Origin of the sequence: Ottowia flava (genome assembly GCF_008017535.1) — a bacterium.
GTDB lineage: Bacteria > Pseudomonadota > Gammaproteobacteria > Burkholderiales > Burkholderiaceae_C > Ottowia > Ottowia flava.
In genome coordinates, this window is the sequence record NZ_VRUA01000019.1 from 37201 (window position 1) to 57344 (window position 20144).

The following is a 20144-nucleotide window of genomic DNA, read 5'->3' on the forward strand; positions in this document are numbered from 1 at the left end:
GTGATGGTGGTGAGGAGGCATTATTGATTGACCCTGTGTGGTTAAAGATGTGTCAAAGATATATCGTAATACAGCTTAGAACAAGAGCCCATGTCGCTGCTTTACACATCTTTGCGTTGACGGCGCGACCTTGTGTCGGCGCGGGCGGAACGCTGAGGTGCTGCGCGGCACATGCGCAGGTGACGTCGCGGATGCGCGTGGCGCTCGCAAGGCGTGAAGGGGGCTGATGCGCGGGGAGCGGAGATCAGCCGCCGGCGTGGCCGATCACGCTATGGCCGCGACGGCACGAATTCAACGAGGCGGAGAGCAGGCGCGCCGGGGCTGGCAAGCGCGCTGCGCACGAAGGCGCGGGTCGCGTGAAGGAGGCGCTCATCAAAAAAATGGGGCGCCCAACGGCTCGCTGGCCCTACAGCTCATTGCGCGGGCAGCTACTCAATCAATAGCGTCAGGTTCGGGCGACCACGCAGGACGTCCTCAGCGCGGCGCGCCGCCTGGGCGGCGACTCAGCCGGTCAGCTTGCGTGCCAGATCGTGGTCGTCCACGGCGCGGGCGCTGCGCTCGCTGGAGCGCGCGCTCAGGTCGGGCGCCAGGGCTTCGCGGCCGTCAAACACGAAGCAGTCGCCGTGGTAGTGGGCGCCACCGACTTCCTCGAAGTACTTGAGGATGCCGCCTTCGAGCTGCAGCACGTTGGTCAGGCCCAGGTCGTGCATGTAGATCGCGGCCTTTTCGCAGCGGATGCCGCCGGTGCAAAAGCTCACCACGGTCTTGCCTTCGAGCTGCGCGCGGTGATCGATCACCGCCTGTGGAAATTCGGTGAACTTGGTGATGCGCCAGTCGATGGCGTCATCAAAGCTGCCGTAGTCGACCTCAAAGGCGTTGCGCGTGTCGAGCATGACCACGGGCTTGCCTGCATCGTCATGGCCCTGGTCCAGCCAGCGCTTGAGCGTGGGCGCGTTCACCGCCGGTGCGCGGCCCGCAGCGGGGCGGATGGCCGGGTGGTTCATGCGGATGATCTCGCGCTTGAGCTTGACCAAGAGGCGCCGGAAGGGCTGACGAGCAGACCAGCTTTCCTTGGGCGCCAGGGCGGCAAAGCGTGGGTCGGCGCGCAGTTCTTCGACGAAGGCGCGCACGTTGTCAGGCGTGCCGGCCAGGAACATATTGATGCCTTCTTCGGCCAGCAGCACGGAGCCCATCAGCGCCCGCGCTTCGGCGGCGGCGAAAAGTTGCTCGCGCAGCGTCTCGCGGTCGGTCAACGGCACGAACAGGTAAGCGGAAATGTTGAGGACGGGCAGATTGGGGTTCACCCCCCGATTGTAAAAAGCGCGCGTCGGGCTTACGAAACGATGCGTTGCCACGCTCAGACTTCCGTGCCGCAGTCGCGCCGGTTCAAGCCGCTTGGGCCAACTTCAGCAGCGCGTCGCCGCTCAGGCGGTAGCGCACCCATTCGCCCTGCGGCAGGGCGCCCAGGCTTTCGTAGAAGTCGATGGCGGGGCGGTTCCAGTCCAGCACGCTCCACTCGAAGCGGCCGCAATCCTGGTCGACGGCGATGCGCGCCAGGTGCTGCAACAGCGCCTTGCCCGCACCGCTGCCGCGCGCGGCGGGGTCGACATACAGGTCTTCCAGGTACAGGCCGTTGCGCCCCTGCCAGGTGGAGTAGTTGAAGAAGTACACGGCAAAGCCGATGGCCGCGCCGGCGCGTTCGCAGACCAAGGCATGGGCGCTGGCGCCAGCGTCGAAGAGCGTGCGCTGCAGATGACCGGGCGTGGCCTGGGCCTGGTCCACGGCGTTCTCGTAAATCGCCAGGTCGCGGATGAAGCCCAAGAGAGTCGGGATGTCGGCGGGCGTGGCAGGGCGGATGGTAAGGTCGGGCATGGGCGAATTGTGGGCGAGGGCGCCCGGGTTGGGCTGCGGCACGCGACTGCGCAAGTGTTCGACGCCATGCCCTATCGGTCAATATTTGAATCAAATCGACCTCTGGCCCTACAACCAATTGCGCGAGCAGCTATCAAAAAAATAGTTGTGGTGAGTCCGTGCTAGGCGCAAAAAACCCGCCTTGTGGGCGGGTTCGGTGCGGGCTGCGCCCTGCAATGAGGGCGCGGATCAGGGCACGTCGCGGCGCGGCGAACCGACGTACAGCTGGCGCGGGCGGCCGATCTTGTACTCGGGGTCGGCGATCATTTCGTTCAACTGAGCGATCCAGCCGACCGTGCGGGCCAGGGCGAAGATGCCGGTGAACAGGTTGACCGGGATGCCGATGGCGCGCTGCACGATGCCGGAGTAGAAGTCGACGTTCGGGTACAGCTTGCGCGACACGAAGTACTCGTCTTCCAGGGCGATCTTTTCCAGCGCCTTGGCCAGCGCGAACAGTGGGTCTTTTTCCAGGCCCATGGCGGCCAGCACTTCGTTGCAGGTTTCCTGCATCAGCTTGGCGCGCGGGTCGTAGTTCTTGTAGACGCGGTGGCCAAAGCCCATCAGCTTGACGCCGCTGTTCTTGTCCTTGACCTGCTTGATGAACTCGCCGATCTTCTCGACACCGCCTTGTTTCTGGATGTCGTAGAGCATGTTCAGCGCCGCCTCGTTGGCGCCGCCGTGGGCCGGGCCCCACAGGCAGGCCACGCCGGCCGCGATGGCGGCAAACGGGTTGGTGCCCGACGAGCCGCACAGGCGCACGGTGGAGGTGGAGGCGTTCTGCTCGTGGTCGGCGTGCAGGATGAAGATGCGGTCCATCGCTTTTTCGATGACCGGGTTGACCTTGTAGTCTTCGCATGGCGTGCCGAACATCATGCGCAGGAAGTTGCCGGCGTAGCTCAGGTTGTTCTGCGGGTACATGTACGGCTCGCCCTTGCCGTACTTGTAGGCCATGGCGACCAGCGTGGGCATCTTGGCGATCAGGCGGATGGCCGAGATCTCGCGGTGCTCCGGGTTGTTGATGTCGGTGCTGTCGTGGTAGAAGGCCGACAGGCCGCCGACCAGACCCGTCAGCACGGCCATTGGGTGCGCGTCGCGGCGGAAGCCACGCAGGAAGAACTGCATCTGCTCGTTGACCATGGTGTGCTTGGTCACGCGGTCTTCGAAGTCGGCCTTCTGCGCGGCGTTGGGCAGCTCGCCGTTCAGAAGCAGGTAGCAGGTGTCCATGTAGTTGCACTTCTGGGCCAACTGCTCGATGGGGTAGCCGCGGTACAGCAGTTCGCCCTTGTCACCGTCGATGTAGGTGATGGCCGATTGGCACGCCGCCGTGGACATGAAGCCCGGGTCGTACGTGAACATGCCGGTTTGCGCGTACAGCTTGCGGATGTCGATGACGTCGGGACCGATGGTGCCCTGGTACACCGGCAGCTCCACCGCGGGGCTGCCGTTGGAGAAGGACAGGGTCGATTTGTTGTCGGCGAGTTTCATGTCGTCTGGATTCCTTACAGGTTGGTGGGCGGAGGTGCTGCCTCAGGGTGCTGTGCGAGGCGTGACTCGCAGCAGGACCAGCAGTTCGCGCACATCCGGCGTGTCGAGATCGTCGACGGGTTCTTTTCGTCTCAGAAAGAGGTCGAGCAGATCGTTGTCGGACAGATCCATCAGCAGGCCCAGCGCATGGGCGCGCGCGGGCGTGATTTCGTGTTCATGGCGCTCGAAGAAGCGCTCGATGAACAAATCGTTTTCAAGCATGCCGCGCCGACAGCGCCAGCGCAGCTTGGCAATAGCTCGTTCGTCCAGGGCAGCGTCGGTCATGCGCTGTAGATCAGAGCTGGCCGATCAGACCGCGCGGCGGACCATCAATTCCTTGATCTTGCCGATCGCTCGGGTGGGGTTCAGGTGCTTGGGGCACACGTCCACGCAGTTCATGATGGAGTGGCAACGGAACAGCCGGTACGGGTCTTCCAGGTTGTCCAGACGCTCGCCGGTGGCGGTGTCGCGGCTGTCGGCAATGAAACGGTAGGCCTGCAGCAGGCCGGCAGGACCGACAAACTTGTCGGGGTTCCACCAGAAGCTGGGGCAGCTGGTCGAGCAGCTGGCGCACAGAATGCACTCGTACAGGCCGTTGAGCTCTTCGCGCTCCTCGGGCGACTGCAGGCGCTCTTTCTCGGGCACGGGCGTGTCGTTGATGAGGTAAGGCTTGATCGAGTTGTACTGCTTGAAGAACTGCGTCATGTCCACGATCAAATCGCGGATCACCGGCAGGCCAGGCAGCGGGCGCAGCACGATCGGGTCCTTCAGCGTGCGCAGGTTGGTCAAGCAGGCTAGGCCGTTCTTGCCATTGATGTTCATGGCGTCGGAGCCGCACACGCCTTCGCGGCAGGAGCGGCGGTAGGACAGGGTAGGGTCCTTTTCCTTGAGCTTGATCAGCGCGTCGAGCAGCATGCGCTCGTTGCCTTCCAGCTCGACTTCCACCGTCTCCATGTACGGCTTGGCATCCTTGTCCGGGTCGTAGCGGTAGATCTTGAAGGTACGTTTTTGCATCGTGGATTTCCTTGGAACCGGGCCGGGGCTTAGAACGTGCGGACCTTGGGTGGCACCGTGTCCACCGTCAGGGGCTGGGTGCGCACCGGCTTGTAGCCGAGCTGGTTACCTTCCGAAAGCCACAGGGTGTGCTTCATCCATTCGGCGTCGTTGCGGCCGAGTGGCGCGACCGGGTCGTCGGCCGGGCGCTCGTAGTCGAGCACGGTATGTGCACCACGGCACTCGTGGCGGGCAGCGGCCGAGGTCATGGTGGCCTGGGCGACTTCGATCAGGTTTTCGACTTCCAGCGCTTCCTGGCGCGCCATGTTGAACACGCGCGAATGGTCCTTCAGGCCCAGGCCCTTGACGCGTTCACGCAGTTCTGCGACCTTGACGACGCCTTCGTCCATGCTGGCCTGCGTGCGAAACACGCCAGCGTGCTGTTGCATCGTGTTGCGGATGTCGTTGGCGATGTGCTGCGCGTATTCGCCGTCGCTGGCGGATTCGAGGCGATTGAGGCGTTCGAGCGAATAGTCGGCCGCAGTGGCGGGCAGGGGCTTGAATGCACCGTTGCTGTGGTTGGCAATGATGTGGTTGCCGGCGGCTTTGCCGAACACCAGCAGGTCGAGCAGCGAGTTGGTGCCCAGGCGGTTGGCGCCGTGCACGCTGACGCAGGAGCATTCGCCCACCGCGTACAGGCCGCGCACCGGCACGTTCGGATCGTCGCCCATCGGGACGACCACTTGACCGTTGATGTTGGTCGGGATGCCGCCCATCTGGTAGTGGATGGTGGGAACCACCGGGATCGGTTCCTTGGTGATGTCGACGTTGGCGAAGTTGTGGCCAATTTCTTCCACCGACGGCAGGCGCTTGTGGATGGTGTCGGCGCCCAGGTGGGTCATGTCCAGCAGGATGTAATCCTTGTTGGGACCGCAGCCACGGCCTTCCTTGATCTCCTGGTCCATAGAGCGGGACACGAAGTCGCGCGGGGCCAAGTCCTTCAGCGTGGGCGCATAGCGCTCCATGAAGCGCTCGCCTTCGCTGTTGCGCAAGATGGCGCCTTCGCCTCGGCAGCCTTCGGTCAGCAGCACGCCGGCACCGGCCACGCCGGTGGGGTGGAACTGCCAGAACTCCATGTCCTGCAACGGCACGCCCGCACGCGCGGCCATACCCAGGCCGTCACCTGTGTTGATGAAGGCGTTGGTGGAGGCCTGGAAGATGCGACCGGCACCGCCGGTGGCCAGCATCACCGTCTTGGCGTGCAGGATGTAGAAGTCACCCGTTTCCATCTCGATGGCGGTCACTCCCACGACGTCGCCGTCGGCGTCGCGAATCAGGTCAAGCGCCATCCATTCCACGAAGAACGTGGTGTGGGCCGCCACGTTCTGCTGGTAGAGCGTGTGCAGCATGGCGTGGCCGGTGCGGTCGGCCGCGGCGCAGGCGCGCTGCACCGGCTTTTCGCCGTAGTTGGCCGTGTGGCCACCGAACGGGCGCTGGTAGATCGTGCCGTCCGGGTTGCGGTCGAAAGGCATGCCGAAGTGCTCAAGCTCGTACACCACCTTGGGCGCTTCCTGGCACATGAACTCGATGGCGTCCTGGTCGCCCAGCCAATCGGAGCCCTTGATGGTGTCGTAGAAGTGGTAGTGCCAGTTGTCTTCGCTCATGTTGCCGAGCGAGGCGCCGACGCCACCCTGCGCTGCCACGGTGTGCGAGCGGGTGGGGAAGACTTTGGACAGCACGGCGACGTTCAGGCCGGCGCGCGCGAGCTGCAGTGAGGCGCGCATGCCGGAGCCGCCAGCGCCGACGATGACCACGTCGAATTTGCGGACGTTGACTTGATCTTTGGTGTAACTCATGGTCGTGGTTCAGTCGTTCTTGTCTTGAATCGGCGCAGCGGGGATCACAGGCGCCACACGATCTGGAAAGCCCAGCCCGCGCAACCGATCAGCCACACCAGGGTAAGGGCCTGCAGCGTCATCCGCACGCCCACCGATTTCACGTAGTCCATCCATACGTTCCGCATGCCGACCCATGCGTGCCAGACCAGTGCGACGATGACGGAGAAGGTGAGCACGCGCATCCACTGCGACGCGAAGATGCCGGCCCATTTGTCGTAGCCCATCGGGCCGTGCGAGAACAGGACCTGGGCGAGCACCACGACGGTGAAGATCGCCATCAGGCCGCCGGTAAAACGCTGGACGAGCCAGTCGGCCAAACCGTAATGCGCGCCGACGACCGTGCGCTTGGAGCCGTAGTTGACAGCCATGGTGGTTTCCTTCTTCCTCTGAATCAGTACAGGCCAAACAACTTGGCGCCCAGAACCACCGTCAGCAGGATGCTCAGCACCAGCGTGACCGCGGCCGACTGGCGGCCGAATGCTTTGGTGGTCTTGTGCGACACGTCCATGTAGATGTGGCGCAGGCCTGCGATGAAGTGGTGAAGGTAGGCCCAGATGAGCGCCAGCACCACCAGCTTGATGAACCAGCCCGGCAGACCGATCAGGCCGTTGGTAAAGGCAGAGATGAATTGCCCGAACGAGATTTCTGACGACACCGATTTATCAAACAGCCAGAGCACGAAAGGCAGCAGCAGAAACATCAGGACACCGCTGAAGCGGTGCGCACCCGACACCAGAGCCGCCAACGGCCACCGGTAATGGGGCAGATCGCTTAAGGCGTTGATGTTCCGGTACTCTGGACGGGGTTTGGCGACTTCTCTCATGGGCAGACTCTCGTGGAAGAATTGGCGATGTTGTTGTGATCGGCGGACAAACCGTTAAATTCTATTGCAATGCAGCAAGGCCGCTGTCGCGAGGCTGACGAAAGGCCTCATTGGCGCGCACAAAAACCGACCTCAGCTCAACTGGTTGCGGTAGTGATGGGTGTCGGTTCGGTACAGCCCGCGGCGCAGTTCCATCGGGACGTCGTTGTACGTGTAGGCAATTCGCTCTACGCTCAAAAGCGGCGTGCCGGAATCAACCTCCAGCAGCGCTGCCTGGGAGTCGTCTGGTGTGAGGGCGCGAATCTTCTCGTCGGCGCGCACCATGCGAACGCCGAACTCGGCTTCAAACAACGCGTACATGGGGCCGTGGTACTGGGAAAGCCGTTCTGCCGTGAGGCCCTTAAAAGGCCCGCCGGGCAACCAGATGTCCTCCAGAATGGTCGGAACACCCTTGAAGCGCAGTAGGCGGCGGGCCTGCAGCACCGGGTCGCCGGCGCGCAGGCCGAGCAGCCGGGCCACGTCGGCGCTGGCGCGCTGACGGCGGCAATCGATGAAGTCGCGCTGAGCCGGCCCTTCGCTGTCGACGCTGCCGGTATCGGGCATCAGGCGCAGAAAGCGGTATTGAATCTGTTGTTCGGCGTGGGTGGCAACGAAGGTGCCCCGACCTTGGCGCCGCACCAGCAGGTTGTCGGCGGCCAACTCGTCCACGGCCTTGCGTACGGTGCCCTGACTTACCTTGAACCGGGCGGCGAGATCGAATTCGCTCGGGATGACTTCGCCGGGCTTCCATTCACCCTGTTGAAGGCTCTGCAGAATCAATCCCTTGATTTGCTGGTAAAGCGGGCTGAAGGCGGGCGCCTGACCCGACCACCCGTTTGCGCTGACGGAAGCCTCCGGCGCTTGTTGGCCGGGCGGTGATACGGGGCTGGCGGATGCCATGGGGTGGAACTTGGGATGACTGAGGCTGCGCGATAGCCTTCAATGATATCTTATATAAGACACAAGACAAATTGACCCTAAGGGTTATCGCGGATACACTTCGAAGGTTTTCCCGTGGCCGGCTGGCCTGCTCAGGTGATGCGCCTCTTGGCGTGCCTGCGGCTCTGACCGGATTCATCACCAACTATCGGAGTTATCCATCCATGAGCAAGAAGCCCGTTCGAGTGGCCGTTACCGGCGCCGCTGGTCAGATCGGTTACGCCCTGCTGTTTCGCATCGCTTCGGGCGAGATGCTGGGCAAGGACCAGCCGGTCATCCTGCAGCTGCTTGAGATTCCCGATGAGAAGGCTCAGAAGGCGCTCAAGGGCGTGATCATGGAGCTGGAGGATTGCGCATTCCCGCTGCTGGCGGGCATCGAGGCCCACAGCGATCCGATGACGGCGTTCAAGGACACTGACTACGCACTGTTGGTGGGTGCCCGCCCGCGTGGCCCGGGCATGGAACGCGCTGATCTGCTGGCGGCCAACGCTCAGATCTTCACCGCGCAAGGCAAGGCCCTGAACGCCGTGGCGTCGCGCAACGTGAAAGTGCTGGTGGTGGGCAACCCGGCCAACACCAACGCCTACATTGCCATGAAGTCGGCGCCTGACCTGCCGGCCAAGAACTTCACCGCCATGCTGCGTCTGGACCACAACCGCGCGCTGTCGCAACTGGCAGCCAAGACCGGCGTCAAGGTGGGCGACATCGAGAAACTGACGGTGTGGGGCAACCACTCGCCGACCATGTACGCCGACTACCGCTTCGCCACGGCCAACGGCAAGTCGATCAAGGACATGGTCAACGACCAGGTCTGGAACGCGGATGTGTTTCTGCCCACGGTGGGCAAGCGTGGCGCTGCCATCATCGAAGCGCGTGGCCTGTCCTCGGCGGCGTCGGCTGCCAATGCCGCCATCGACCACATGCGCGACTGGGCCTTGGGCTCCAACGGCAAGTGGGTCACGATGGGCGTGCCTTCCAATGGCGAGTACGGCATTCCCAAGGAAGTGGTGTTCGGCTTCCCGGTCACCACCGAGAACGGCGAGTACAAGATCGTCGAAGGTCTGGACGTCGACGCGTTCTCGCAAGAGCGCATCAACAAGACCCTCGACGAGCTGAAGGGCGAGCAGGACGGCGTCAAGCACCTGCTCTGATCGCGCGAGCTATGGCCCATCCGCGTGACGTTCTGCTTGGTGCCCAGGCCGCCACCGGCCTGCTGCCGGTGTGCGACCACTACAGCGGCGTCGAGGCGCGCATGCGCAAGAGCCTTCAGCTGCAGGCAGAACTCACGCAGGAATTCGGCACTTGCGTGTTTGACGTCACGCTCGACTGTGAGGATGGTGCGCCCGTAGGGGCGGAGACCGACCACGCCGAGTTGGTGGCGGAACTGGCACTGAACGCCCCAGCCGATGCTCGAGTGGGTGTGCGCGTGCACCCGGTGGACCATCCGGCGTTTGACGCCGACGTGGCGCGAATTGTTGGCCGGGCCGGTCAGCGTCTGACGCACGTCATGATCCCGAAAGTCGAGACGGTCGCCGACGTGGATCGCGCTGAACGCGCGGTCTTGGCCGCGTTCCCTTTGGGGCTGCCGTTGCAGGTGCTGATCGAATCCCCTGGGGCCGTTCATCGTGCCTTTGAAATTGCCGCGCATCCACGGGTCCAATCGCTCAGCTTCGGGTTGATGGATTTCGTGTCGGCGCACGCGGGCGCCATCCCTGCAGCAGGCATGGGCGTTGAAGGGCAGTTCACCCACCCGCTGGTGGTGCGTGCCAAGCTGGAAATCGCCTCGGCCGCTCATGCGTCTGGCAAGGTGCCCTCGCATTGCGTAGTCACCGAATTCAACGATATCGACGCGATGCGCGGTGCAGCGCGCCGTGCGGCGCGTGAGTTTGGCTACACCCGCATGTGGAGCATCCATCCAAGCCAGATTCGGCCGATTCTCGAAGCGTTTGCCCCGGACGAAAAAGAAGTCGAAGCCGCCGCCGACATCCTGATCGCGGCGGAACGACAGGAATGGGCGCCCATCAGCCACGCGGGTCAGTTGCATGACCGGGCCAGCTATCGCCATTTCTGGCAGATTCTCGAGCGCGCGCACGCCACAGGAGTGGTATTGCCGGCCGAGGCAGGCGTGTGGTTTTGACCGGGTGGCATGGCATCATTCCACTCCTTACAGTTGTTCAACGGAAGTGACCTCCCCATGAAGCATCTCGCGCTCTCCATCGTTGCGGTAGCCGTTCTGGCCATGCCTTTCGGCGTGGTGCAAGCACAGACGAACGCCAACAAGCCGCCAGCCAAGAAAGCGGCGACCACCAAGAAGGCGCCAGCCAAGAAAACCGTCAAGAAGACATCCAAGGGCGTACCGGCCAAAACGGCCAAGGCGGTCGAGTCCAACACGCCGGTGGAGCCGTTGTCCAAGCGGCTGTCGGACGCTGAACTGGCGATTGCCCAGCGCGTCTACACCGGCCGTATCCAGTGCGAGTTGGGGGCGGACATCACCGTGACGCCGGACGAGAAGAACCCGGGTTTCTTCAACGTGTCTGCCGGCAAACAGCGCTACTACATGCACCCGGTGGAAAGCCGCACGGGCGCCATCCGCCTGGAAGACGGCCGCGCTGAAGCCATGATGCTGCAGCTGGGCAACAAATCGATGGTGATGAACCAGAAGCTGGGCCAGCGCGTTGCCGACGACTGCCAGACGTCTGAGCAGAAGCAGTTTGCTGCCCAACTGGAGCGCTCAGGCGGTCCCGGCTTGCTGGACGGGTCGCCGAAGAAGTAATCCAGGTCTCAGGGCGGCCTGCACTGGCCGTGGACCGCCGTGGACCGCGGCGCGGGGTGATGCGTGCCCCGCTTCGCAGACATTGAAACGCAGGAGAAGAGAACGATGTTGCAAGCCTACCGCGCCCACGAAGCCGAGCGCGCCGCGATGGGCATCCCGCCTTTGCCGCTGGATGCCAAGCAGACCGCCGAACTGATCGAGTTGATCAAGACCCCGCCCGCAGGCGAAGAGCAGTTCCTGCTTGACCTGCTCGCGAACCGCGTGCCGCCTGGTGTGGATGACGCTGCCAAGGTCAAGGCCTCGTTTCTGGCCGCCGTTGCCCATGGCGACATCCAGGTGGCCTTGATCTCCAAGGCCAAGGCCACCGAGCTGCTCGGCACCATGGTGGGCGGCTACAACGTGCACCCGCTGATTGAGCTGCTGGACGATGCCGACGTGGCGGGCGTCGCGGCAGAAGCCCTGAAGAAGACGCTGCTGATGTTCGACTTCTTCAACGACGTCGCAGCTAAGGCCAAAGCTGGTAATGCCAAGGCCAAGGAAGTGATGCAAAGCTGGGCCGATGCCGAGTGGTTCACCTCTCGCCCCAAGGTCGAAGAAAAGATCACCGTCACCGTCTTCAAGGTGCCCGGCGAAACCAACACCGACGACCTGTCGCCCGCTCCTGACGCCTGGAGCCGTCCCGACATTCCGCTGCACTACCTGGCGATGCTCAAGAACACGCGTCCTGACGCGGCGTTCAAGCCCGAAGAAGACGGCAAGCGCGGCCCCATTCAGTTTATCGACGAGCTGAAGAAAAAGGGTCATCTGGTGGCCTACGTGGGCGACGTGGTGGGCACGGGGTCTTCGCGCAAGTCCGCGACCAACTCCATCATCTGGGCGACCGGGATGGACATCCCCTTTGTGCCTAACAAGCGCTTTGGTGGTGTGACGCTGGGCGGCAAGATCGCTCCTATTTTCTTCAACACGCAGGAAGACTCTGGAGCGCTGCCGATCGAAGTTGACGTCTCCAAACTGGAGATGGGCGACGTGATCGACATCTTCCCGTACGGCGGCAAGATCGAGAAGAACGGCGCCAAGGTTGCCGACTTCGAACTCAAGTCCGATGTCCTGCTGGACGAAGTGCAGGCCGGGGGCCGCATCAACCTGATCATCGGCCGCTCGCTGACAGCTAAGGCGCGTGAGGCCTTGGGTCTGCCCGCATCGACCGCTTTCCGCCTGCCACAAGCGCCGGCCGAGTCCAAGACTGGCTTCACCCTGGCGCAAAAGATGGTCGGCCGCGCAGTCGGACTGCCGGAAGGTCAGGGCGTGCGCCCCGGCACCTACTGTGAACCTCGCATGACGACGGTGGGCTCGCAGGACACCACGGGCCCCATGACGCGTGACGAACTGAAAGATCTGGCTTGCCTGGGCTTCTCGGCCGACATGGTGATGCAGTCTTTCTGCCACACGGCTGCATATCCCAAGTCTGTGGACGTGAAGACGCACCGCGAACTGCCCCAGTTCATCAGCAACCGTGGCGGCGTGGCCCTGCGTCCGGGCGACGGCGTGATTCACAGCTGGTTGAACCGCCTGCTGTTGCCCGACACCGTGGGCACCGGCGGTGACTCGCACACCCGTTTCCCTATCGGCATCTCTTTCCCCGCTGGCTCCGGGCTGGTGGCCTTCGGCGCCGCGACGGGAGTGATGCCTCTGGACATGCCCGAATCCGTGCTGGTGCGCTTCAAGGGCGAAATGCAGCCCGGCGTGACCTTGCGCGATCTGGTGCACGCGATTCCGTTGTACGCCATCAAGCAAGGTCTGCTGACCGTAGCCAAGGCCGGCAAGATCAACGAATTCTCGGGTCGCATCCTGGAAATCGAAGGCCTGCCGAACCTGAAAGTCGAGCAAGCGTTCGAGCTGTCTGATGCGTCTGCCGAGCGCTCTGCCGCCGGTTGCACCATCAAGCTGAACCCCGAGCCGATCAAGGAATACTTGACCTCGAACATCGTTCTGATGAAGAACATGATCGCCGACGGTTATGCCGACGCCAAGACACTGCAGCGCCGCATCGAGAAAGTGGAAGCCTGGCTGGCCAAGCCCGACCTGCTGGAAGCCGACAAGGACGCCGAGTACGCCCACGTCATCGAGATCGATCTGGCCGACATCAAGGAACCTATCGTCTGCTGCCCGAACGACCCGGACGACGCCAAGTTCCTGTCGGAAGTGGCGGGCACGCCTATCGACGAAGCCTTCATTGGCTCGTGCATGACCAACATCGGTCACTTCCGCGCGGCTGCCAAACTGCTCGGCGGCCAGCGTGACATCCCGGTCAAGCTGTGGGTCGCTCCGCCGACCAAGATGGACCAGAACGAGTTGATCAAGGAAGGCCATTACGCGGCCTTCGGCACGGCCGGTGCGCGCACCGAAATGCCGGGCTGCTCGCTGTGCATGGGCAACCAGGCCCAGGTGCGCGAAGGCGCGACGGTGATCTCCACCTCCACGCGCAACTTCCCGAACCGTTTGGGCAAAAACACCAACGTGTTCTTGGGCTCCGCTGAGCTGGCCGCTATCGCGTCCCGCCTGGGCAAGCTGCCGACCAAGGAGGAGTACCTTAAGGAAATGGGCGTGATCGATGCCGACAAGGCCAGCGTCTACCGCTACATGAACTTCGATCAGATCGAGGAGTACGCCCAAGTGGCGGAAAAAGTCTGATCGCTCGCTCTTGCTGGCAGCACCCCTCGTGGGACGCTGCTGAAGAACCCGCGACCCGAAAGGGCGCGGGTTTTTTTGTTGATCAGGAGCAGCGACCTGCTGGATCGGATCTTCGGTCGACGCGTGTCGTGGTTAGAGAAAATTGGCTCTGAGGCAGTGTGGATAAGCGCTGAAAGCTATGCAAAAGATAGCAATTAAGAATCCGTGCCTTTCATATGCGGGCAACGGGATGGCTTGGATGCCAGCAGTATGGTGGCGCTGTGGAGCCCACATGGCTCAATGATTGAAATACTCATGGCAGTGCATGAAAATGTGTATGCTTTCATGAATGAATGTGCCGACTGCCGTAGCCCTGCCCAGGCTTTTCGTCGTGGGCAGTTTTGTGGAAGCGCATTGCTGGTTTGTCGCGGAGCGCCCTGCCGCCGACGAAAGCCAGCATGCGAATGCTTACGCGCGGGAGTTTGGCGGCAAGGGGCTGGCGGTGGCGCTGGGCGCGCATCGCTTGGGTGTGGCAGTCGATTTGCTGATTGCAGCTGGCGAGGACGCCGCCGGTGATGCCTTGCTGGCACTGCTTCTGGAGGAAGGCGTGTCGAGCATGCACACCCATCGGCTTGGCCAGCATTCGGGGCGGGGATGTGGGCTGATCACTGCGCAGGGGGGTACCACGGTCACCGTCTTTGCTGGCGCAAATGCGTTGCTTGGCGGGCGGGAGTTGCAGTTGGCGGAGGCGGCGCTGCGCAGCGCCTCGGTCGTCTATGCCCAACTGGAGGTGCCGCTGGCGCTGGCGCAACAGGTTTTGCGCCGAGCTCGCTCGACCGGTGCGCTCACGGTGCTCAATGCGTCGCCATGGCCGGCGACGGCACTCTCAGGGCGTGAAGAAAGCTGGGCAGGGCTGCTGGCAGCGACGTGCGTACTGGTGCTCAATCAGAACGAGGCGGTCGCCGCTCTGGCCGAACTGGCTGATCGATCTGAGCCCGAGGGCGGCGTGACCACACTGGCGGCCCTGCCGCCGCACGTGACCGATTTGGTATGGCGGCGTTGGCCCGGCGGGCAGTGGCTGGTTATCACGCTGGGCGCCCGCGGTTGCGTCGCCTATGGTGCCGATGGTTCAGTCGTGGACGTGCAGGGCCATTTGGTCGATGTCCGTCAGCCGATTGGCGCGGGAGATGCCTTCAGCGCCGGCCTGTGCGCCGCGTTGACCGCTGGCGAAGCCATGGCCGACGCCCTGAAGCTGGCCAACGCGTGCGGCGCGCTGGCCACCAGTCGGGACGGTATTCTCGCGGCGTTGCCACGTCGGGAGGAGGTTCTGGGGCTTGCTGCTGCGGCTTACTCCGACGACCTGTCAGGACGCCGATAGCTTCAAAAAGAATAGCTGCTCACGCAGGTTGGTAAGGCGCCAGGCCAGGATTTTCTTTAGAACCTATGCAGACAGCCTGTCAGCGAAAGGGATCGGGATCCCACTCAGCTCGCCAGATGCACCCGGTAGGCGTAGGCATCGCCGCGGAAGGTGCCTTCGACGTATTCGAACATGTGACCTTGCCTATCCAGGCTTCGGCGCTTGATCAGCAGACAGGGCATGGGCACGTCGAATTCAAAGGCCTCCATCTCGGCGGGTGAGCTCATCACGGCCTCAATGCTTTGCTCGGCGCCGCCCATCTGGATGCCGCAGTGTTCGCGCAGCCAGCTGTAGGCCGAGCCTTCACCCGACCAATCTTCGAGCTGCGGCGCCAGCGTCAGGTCGTACCAGGCCAGTTCGCGCGACAGCGGCGCGCCATCACCCAGACGAAGACGGCGCACGTGCAGCAGCGGGGCGTGAGAAGGCCGGCCAAAGATGCTGGCGATGGTGCGATCCTGCACCACTTCCAGCGCCAGCAGCCGCGTCGACGGCGCCAGGCCGAGCTCATGCATTTCTTCGGTAAAACCCTTGAGCCGTGACATTTCCGGGCTCACCCGCGGCGCGCGCTTGACTACCGTGCCCCCCCGGCCGGCGCCGCTGGCGATGACGTCGGCCTCGCGAAGCGCATCGTAGGCGCGCTTGACCGTGGTGCGGCTGACGTTCAACGCTTCGGCCAGGTCGCGCTCGGACGGCAGGTAGCTGCCTTCACCCAGGGTGCCGCTGTCGATCAGGGCCTGCAGCTGGCGCTGCAGCTGAACGTAGTACGGCCCGGGTTGGGCATCGGACAGACGAATGGCCGCCTGCACGGCTGGCGTGAAGGCCTTGTCGCTCATGCTTACAGCACCTCGCTGGCGAAGTCCGCCAGGCGCGAGCGTTCGCCGCGCGCCAGCGTGATGTGACCGCCGTGAGGCCAGCCTTTGAAGCGATCAACGGCGTAGGTGAGGCCGCTGCTGCCTTCGGTCAGGTAGGGCGTATCGATCTGCGCGAGGTTGCCCATGCAGATGATCTTGGTGCCGGGGCCGGCGCGCGTGATCAGCGTCTTCATCTGCTTGGGCGTGAGGTTCTGCGCCTCGTCGATGATGATCCACTTATTCAGGAAGGTGCGGCCACGCATGAAGTTCATGCTCTTGATCTTGATACGGCTGCGGATCAGCTCGTTGGTGGCTGCGCGGCCCCACTCGCCGGCGCCACCGGCGTCGCCCTTGGCCAGGAATTCGAGATTGTCGTCCAGCGCGCCCATCCAGGGGCCCATCTTCTCTTCCTCGGTACCGGGCAGAAAGCCGATGTCCTCGCCCACGCTGACGGTGGCACGGGTCATGATGATCTCTGTGTAGCGGCGGTCGTCCAGCACCTGGGTCAGGCCGGACGCGAGGGCCAGCAGTGTCTTGCCGGTGCCTGCCGTCCCCGCCAAGGTGACAAAGTCGACCTCCGGATCCATCAGCAGGTTCAGGGCAAAGTTCTGCTCGCGGTTGCGCGCGGTCACGCCCCACACGCCGTTTTTCAGATGGGTGAAGTCCTTCAGTGTGCGCAGCACCGCGGTTTTGTCGCGGATTTCAGTGACGCGCGCGTACAGGCTGGGTTCGCCCGGCGATTCGAAGTACACGAACTCGTTGATCTGCAATTGCGGCACAACTGGCCCGCTGATCCGGTAATAGGTGGAACTGCCGGATTGCCAGCTTTCCACTGTTTTGCTCTGGCGCGTCCAGAAGTCCGGTGGCAGTTGCAGCGAGCCGGGGTAGAGCAGATCGCCGTCTTCCAGCGTTTTGTCGTTCTCGTAGTCTTCAGCTGCGAGTCCTAGCGCGCGCGCCTTAACGCGCATGTTGATGTCTTTGGACACCAGCACCACTTCGCGGCCACGGTCCGCGCCCACGTGTGCGGTGGCATGCAACTTTTCCAGCGCAGCGACGACGCCCAGGATCTGGTTGTCGGCTTTGCCCTGCGGCAGCGCGGCCGGCATCGTCACGTCAAGCGGTGCGGTCTGGAAATACAGCTTGCCTGCGGCTTCCGCATGACCGGTGGAATCGAGCGCCAGGCCTTCGGCCATGTCAGCGCCTTTCACCCCGGCCAGCGCGTCCAGCAAGCGGCTGCTCTGGCGACCGTTGCGGGCCACCTCGGTCATGCCCTTCTTGTGCCCGTCCAGTTCTTCCAGGACGATCATCGGCAAATAGATATCGTGCTCTTCGAAGCGGAACAAGGCTACCGGGTCGTGCAGCAGGACATTGGTGTCCAGCACGAACAGGCGCTTGGGGCCCGCCACTTTGGCCCGGCGCGCACGTTGCGTGGGCTTGGGTTGCTCCAATGCCGGGGAGCGTTCGCGCAGCAGTGCGGGCTCTCGCGCCGTCATGGCAGGTTCGGTTGCCGGCGAACGGGCGCGCGTTGGCGCACGACCGCTGCGGGCGGCCACGGCAGACGCCGTGGGCTGTTCATCGCGCTCATCCGCCTGGCTTGCCGTAGGCGCGACTTTGGTGAGGCTCCCGCGTGCCTTGCGGCGTGCGGACAGGTCAATGACGTCGGGCGTGAGCTGGGCGCCGCGCTTGGCAGGAGGAGGGGGCAGGGGCATGGTCTAGGTGCTCAGATGATTCGAGCGAGCGGCAGGCCGCCCGCATACCGGCTGGCGGCAAGAGATACCACCAAAGAAAAAGCCGCCATGGGAGCCACGGCGGCTTTGATCGCGATGAGCGTCAACTGGACTGACTGCAGCATGTCGACCCATTATGCATGAGCCGTTTGACGCTGGTGTGAGGGCGTTCGCTGGTTCCTGTCGCGTGAATGATCAAGCAGCTTTCTTGAGCACCTTGACGGCTTTCAGCACTTCCTCAACGTGACCGGGTACTTTCAGGCCGCGCCACTCCTGAACCAGAATGCCTTCGGCGTTCACAAGGAAGGTGCTGCGTTCGATGCCCTTGACCTTCTTGCCGTACATGATCTTGTTTTTGACCACGCCAAACATGTGGCACATCTTCTCTTCGGTATCGGCAATCAGCTCGAATGGCAGTTCCAGCTTGGCCTTGAAATCGTCGTGCGATTTCATGTTGTCCCGGCTGACGCCAAACACCACGGCACCGGCTTTGACGAAGTCTTTGTACTTATCGCGAAACTGCATTGCCTCGGTTGTGCACCCAGGAGTGTTATCTTTCGGGTAAAAATACAGGACGAGAGCTTGGCCGATATGGGAAGTGTTGGTAACCTTGACGTCGCCGGTGGCAATCGCTTCGAATTCGGGAAGGGGTTTGTTGACAACGATCGCCATATGAACTTCAATCTCCGGACGGTTTTCTGATGGGGCTGCGAGGCAGCGCTGCTGCGCATGCGAATTCCCGCGCCGCGTAAGCCACGCCGCGCGGTGTCGCAGGCAACAGTTACCAGCCGTTATTTTACCCCATCTGCGTCGGCGTTGCCTTGCTCGACCAGGATGGCGGCGACCACGCGGCGCCCCTCCCCTGCCAGGATGTTGTAGGTCCGGCAAGCTGCTGCCGTGTCCATGGTTTCAATGCCAATACGCGCTTCAACCAAGGCGCGAATCCAGGGTGGCCGGGGGAATCGCAGGGCGTTGCCGCTGCCAAAAATCACCAGTTCCGGTTTGAGCGCGGCGAGGCGCTCGAAATGGGCGGCATCCAGCGCGTCGAACCGGTCGACCCGCCAGTCCTGTTGTTCACCAGTCGTGCCGTCAAGAATCAGGCTGTGATGCACGCGCTCGCCTGCCACGGCAATCCAACCGGGGCCGTAGCCGGTGATGGCAGTGCCAAAGACGTCGGGCTGAAATTTCATGCGGAACCTGTCGATCGCCTTATATGGGAGAAACCTGTGGCGAATGTGTTCCAATTCTAGGTTTCCCTGGCGATCCATTGCCGCACAAGGTGTATCCATGAAGCCGATTCCGAAATCCGCCAAGCTGGCCAACGTGCTTTACGACGTTCGCGGTCCGATCGTGGATGCCGCCAAGCAGATGGAAGATGAAGGCCAGAAGATCATCAAGCTGAACATTGGCAACCTCGCGCCGTTCGGCTTCGAGCCGCCCGAGGAGATCGTGCAGGACATGGCGCGCAACCTGCTCGGCTCGGCGGGGTATTCCGACAGCAAGGGCATCTTCTCTGCGCGCAAGGCGGTGATGCACTACACGCAGCAGCAAGGCATCGCGGGCGTGACCATGGACGACATCTACCTGGGCAATGGCGCCAGCGACCTGATCGGCATGGCCACCAACGCGCTGTTGTCCGAGGGCGACGAGATGCTGGTGCCAGCGCCCGACTACCCGCTCTGGACAGCGGTGACCAGCCTTTCCGGTGGCGTGCCGGTGCACTACCTGTGCGACGAGCACAACGGCTGGATGCCCAGCCTGGCCGACATCCGCGCCAAGATCACGCCGCGCACCAAGGCGATCGTCGTCATCAACCCCAACAACCCGACCGGCGCGCTGTATTCGGACGAGTTGCTGATGGGCATCGTCGAGATTGCGCGCCAGCACAACCTGGTCATCATGGCCGACGAGGTGTACGACAAGGTGCTGTACGACGGCGTCACGCACACCGCGCTCGGCTCGCTGTCCACCGACGTGCTCACGCTCACCTTCAACTCGCTTTCCAAGTCGTACCGCTCGTGCGGCTACCGCGCCGGCTGGATGATCGTGTCGGGCGACAAGGCCGCCGCGCGCGACTACATCGAAGGCATCAACATGCTGGCCAACATCAAGTTGGGCAGCAACGTGCCGGGCCAGTACGCCATTCAAACGGCGCTAGGCGGCTACCAGAGCATTCAGGATTTGGTCAAGGAAGGCGGTCGCCTGCGCCGCCAGCGCGATCTGGCGTACGAGCTGATCACCGCCATCCCGGGCGTCACCTGCGTCAAGCCGCAAGCCGCGCTGTACATGTTCCCGCGCCTGGACGCGAAGATGTACCCGATCGAGGACGACCGCCAGTTCTTCATGGAAGTGCTGCGCGCCACCAAGGTCATGCTGGTGCAGGGCTCGGGCTTCAACTACCCGGACCAGCACCATTTCCGCATCGTCTTCTTGCCGCACGAAGACGATCTGCGCGAAGCCATCAACCGCTTGGCCAAGTTCCTGGAGCAGTACCGCAACCGCCGCGCCAAGCTCGCGCCCGTGGTCGACATTGCTAGCAAAAAAGAAGCTGCCCGCGCTTGATGGACTGGGGCTACAGC

General features: G+C 63.1%; 20 protein-coding genes. 6 read left to right on the forward strand and 14 right to left on the reverse strand.

What is annotated here, in order from left to right; all coding sequences use genetic code 11:
* Nucleotides 1-503: 503 nt before the first annotated feature.
* From FVQ98_RS16070 to FVQ98_RS16110, 9 genes are all read right to left on the reverse strand, one after another.
* Nucleotides 504-1304, reverse strand: a complete 801-nt coding sequence (locus tag FVQ98_RS16070) for a sulfurtransferase (protein WP_147914468.1) — start codon at nucleotides 1302-1304, stop codon at nucleotides 504-506.
* Nucleotides 1305-1386: 82 nt separating this feature from the next.
* Nucleotides 1387-1872 (reverse strand): GNAT family N-acetyltransferase, encoded by a 486-nt coding sequence (locus tag FVQ98_RS16075; protein ID WP_147914469.1) that lies wholly within the window; start codon nucleotides 1870-1872, stop codon nucleotides 1387-1389.
* A 228-nt stretch (nucleotides 1873-2100) separates the two neighbouring features.
* Nucleotides 2101-3396 (reverse strand): citrate synthase, encoded by a 1296-nt coding sequence (gltA, locus tag FVQ98_RS16080; protein WP_147914470.1) that lies wholly within the window; start codon nucleotides 3394-3396, stop codon nucleotides 2101-2103.
* 42 nt (nucleotides 3397-3438) lie between these two features.
* The gene (locus FVQ98_RS16085; RefSeq protein ID WP_147914471.1) at nucleotides 3439-3720 is read right to left on the reverse strand and encodes an FAD assembly factor SdhE; all 282 of its coding nucleotides are present in this window, start codon (nucleotides 3718-3720) and stop codon (nucleotides 3439-3441) included.
* A 24-nt stretch (nucleotides 3721-3744) separates the two neighbouring features.
* The gene (locus FVQ98_RS16090; RefSeq protein WP_147914472.1) at nucleotides 3745-4449 is read right to left on the reverse strand and encodes a succinate dehydrogenase iron-sulfur subunit; all 705 of its coding nucleotides are present in this window, start codon (nucleotides 4447-4449) and stop codon (nucleotides 3745-3747) included.
* 29 nt (nucleotides 4450-4478) lie between these two features.
* A complete protein-coding gene (gene sdhA / locus FVQ98_RS16095; RefSeq protein WP_147914473.1) occupies nucleotides 4479-6284 on the reverse strand; it encodes a succinate dehydrogenase flavoprotein subunit in 1806 nt (601 codons plus the stop codon).
* Between the two features lie 44 nt (nucleotides 6285-6328).
* Nucleotides 6329-6694, reverse strand: coding sequence for a succinate dehydrogenase, hydrophobic membrane anchor protein (gene sdhD / locus FVQ98_RS16100; protein ID WP_147914474.1), 366 nt, complete (start codon nucleotides 6692-6694; stop codon nucleotides 6329-6331).
* 23 nt (nucleotides 6695-6717) lie between these two features.
* Complete coding sequence (sdhC, locus tag FVQ98_RS16105) at nucleotides 6718-7149, reverse strand: succinate dehydrogenase, cytochrome b556 subunit (RefSeq protein ID WP_147914475.1); 432 nt, start codon at nucleotides 7147-7149, stop codon at nucleotides 6718-6720.
* Between the two features lie 132 nt (nucleotides 7150-7281).
* Nucleotides 7282-8088, reverse strand: coding sequence for a GntR family transcriptional regulator (locus FVQ98_RS16110; RefSeq protein WP_147914476.1), 807 nt, complete (start codon nucleotides 8086-8088; stop codon nucleotides 7282-7284).
* Nucleotides 8089-8291: 203 nt separating this feature from the next.
* Between FVQ98_RS16110 and FVQ98_RS16115 the strand changes: the two genes are divergently transcribed.
* The 5 genes from FVQ98_RS16115 (at nucleotide 8292) to FVQ98_RS16135 (ending at nucleotide 14948) form a co-directional block, all read left to right on the forward strand.
* Entirely contained in the window at nucleotides 8292-9278 is a 987-nt protein-coding gene (locus FVQ98_RS16115; protein WP_147914477.1) for a malate dehydrogenase, read from the forward strand.
* A gap of 11 nt (nucleotides 9279-9289) precedes the next feature.
* Nucleotides 9290-10264 carry an HpcH/HpaI aldolase/citrate lyase family protein gene (locus tag FVQ98_RS16120; protein ID WP_147914478.1) on the forward strand — a complete coding sequence of 325 codons (975 nt, stop codon included), beginning with the start codon at nucleotides 9290-9292 and terminating at the stop codon, nucleotides 10262-10264.
* Between the two features lie 57 nt (nucleotides 10265-10321).
* Entirely contained in the window at nucleotides 10322-10900 is a 579-nt protein-coding gene (locus tag FVQ98_RS16125) for a hypothetical protein (protein ID WP_147914479.1), read from the forward strand.
* 105 nt (nucleotides 10901-11005) lie between these two features.
* Nucleotides 11006-13591 (forward strand): bifunctional aconitate hydratase 2/2-methylisocitrate dehydratase, encoded by a 2586-nt coding sequence (gene acnB / locus FVQ98_RS16130; RefSeq protein WP_147914480.1) that lies wholly within the window; start codon nucleotides 11006-11008, stop codon nucleotides 13589-13591.
* Between the two features lie 328 nt (nucleotides 13592-13919).
* Complete coding sequence (locus tag FVQ98_RS16135) at nucleotides 13920-14948, forward strand: PfkB family carbohydrate kinase (protein ID WP_147914481.1); 1029 nt, start codon at nucleotides 13920-13922, stop codon at nucleotides 14946-14948.
* A 104-nt stretch (nucleotides 14949-15052) separates the two neighbouring features.
* On the opposite strand, the gene FVQ98_RS16140 is transcribed toward FVQ98_RS16135, so the two are convergent.
* The 5 genes from FVQ98_RS16140 to FVQ98_RS16155 all read right to left on the reverse strand — a co-directional run bounded on the left by FVQ98_RS16140 (nucleotide 15053) and on the right by FVQ98_RS16155 (nucleotide 18755).
* A complete protein-coding gene (locus FVQ98_RS16140; protein ID WP_147914482.1) occupies nucleotides 15053-15820 on the reverse strand; it encodes a GntR family transcriptional regulator in 768 nt (255 codons plus the stop codon).
* Nucleotides 15821-15822: 2 nt separating this feature from the next.
* Nucleotides 15823-17547: a PhoH family protein gene (locus FVQ98_RS16145; RefSeq protein ID WP_147914483.1), complete on the reverse strand. Its 1725-nt coding sequence runs from the start codon at nucleotides 17545-17547 to the stop codon at nucleotides 15823-15825.
* A gap of 11 nt (nucleotides 17548-17558) precedes the next feature.
* Nucleotides 17559-17690, reverse strand: a complete 132-nt coding sequence (locus tag FVQ98_RS20170; RefSeq protein ID WP_255507824.1) for a hypothetical protein — start codon at nucleotides 17688-17690, stop codon at nucleotides 17559-17561.
* A 70-nt stretch (nucleotides 17691-17760) separates the two neighbouring features.
* Nucleotides 17761-18237, reverse strand: a complete 477-nt coding sequence (locus tag FVQ98_RS16150) for a peroxiredoxin (protein WP_147914484.1) — start codon at nucleotides 18235-18237, stop codon at nucleotides 17761-17763.
* 119 nt (nucleotides 18238-18356) lie between these two features.
* The gene (locus FVQ98_RS16155; protein ID WP_147914503.1) at nucleotides 18357-18755 is read right to left on the reverse strand and encodes an Mth938-like domain-containing protein; all 399 of its coding nucleotides are present in this window, start codon (nucleotides 18753-18755) and stop codon (nucleotides 18357-18359) included.
* Nucleotides 18756-18852: 97 nt separating this feature from the next.
* Between FVQ98_RS16155 and FVQ98_RS16160 the strand changes: the two genes are divergently transcribed.
* Complete coding sequence (locus FVQ98_RS16160) at nucleotides 18853-20127, forward strand: pyridoxal phosphate-dependent aminotransferase (protein WP_147914485.1); 1275 nt, start codon at nucleotides 18853-18855, stop codon at nucleotides 20125-20127.
* Nucleotides 20128-20144: the final 17 nt, after the last annotated feature.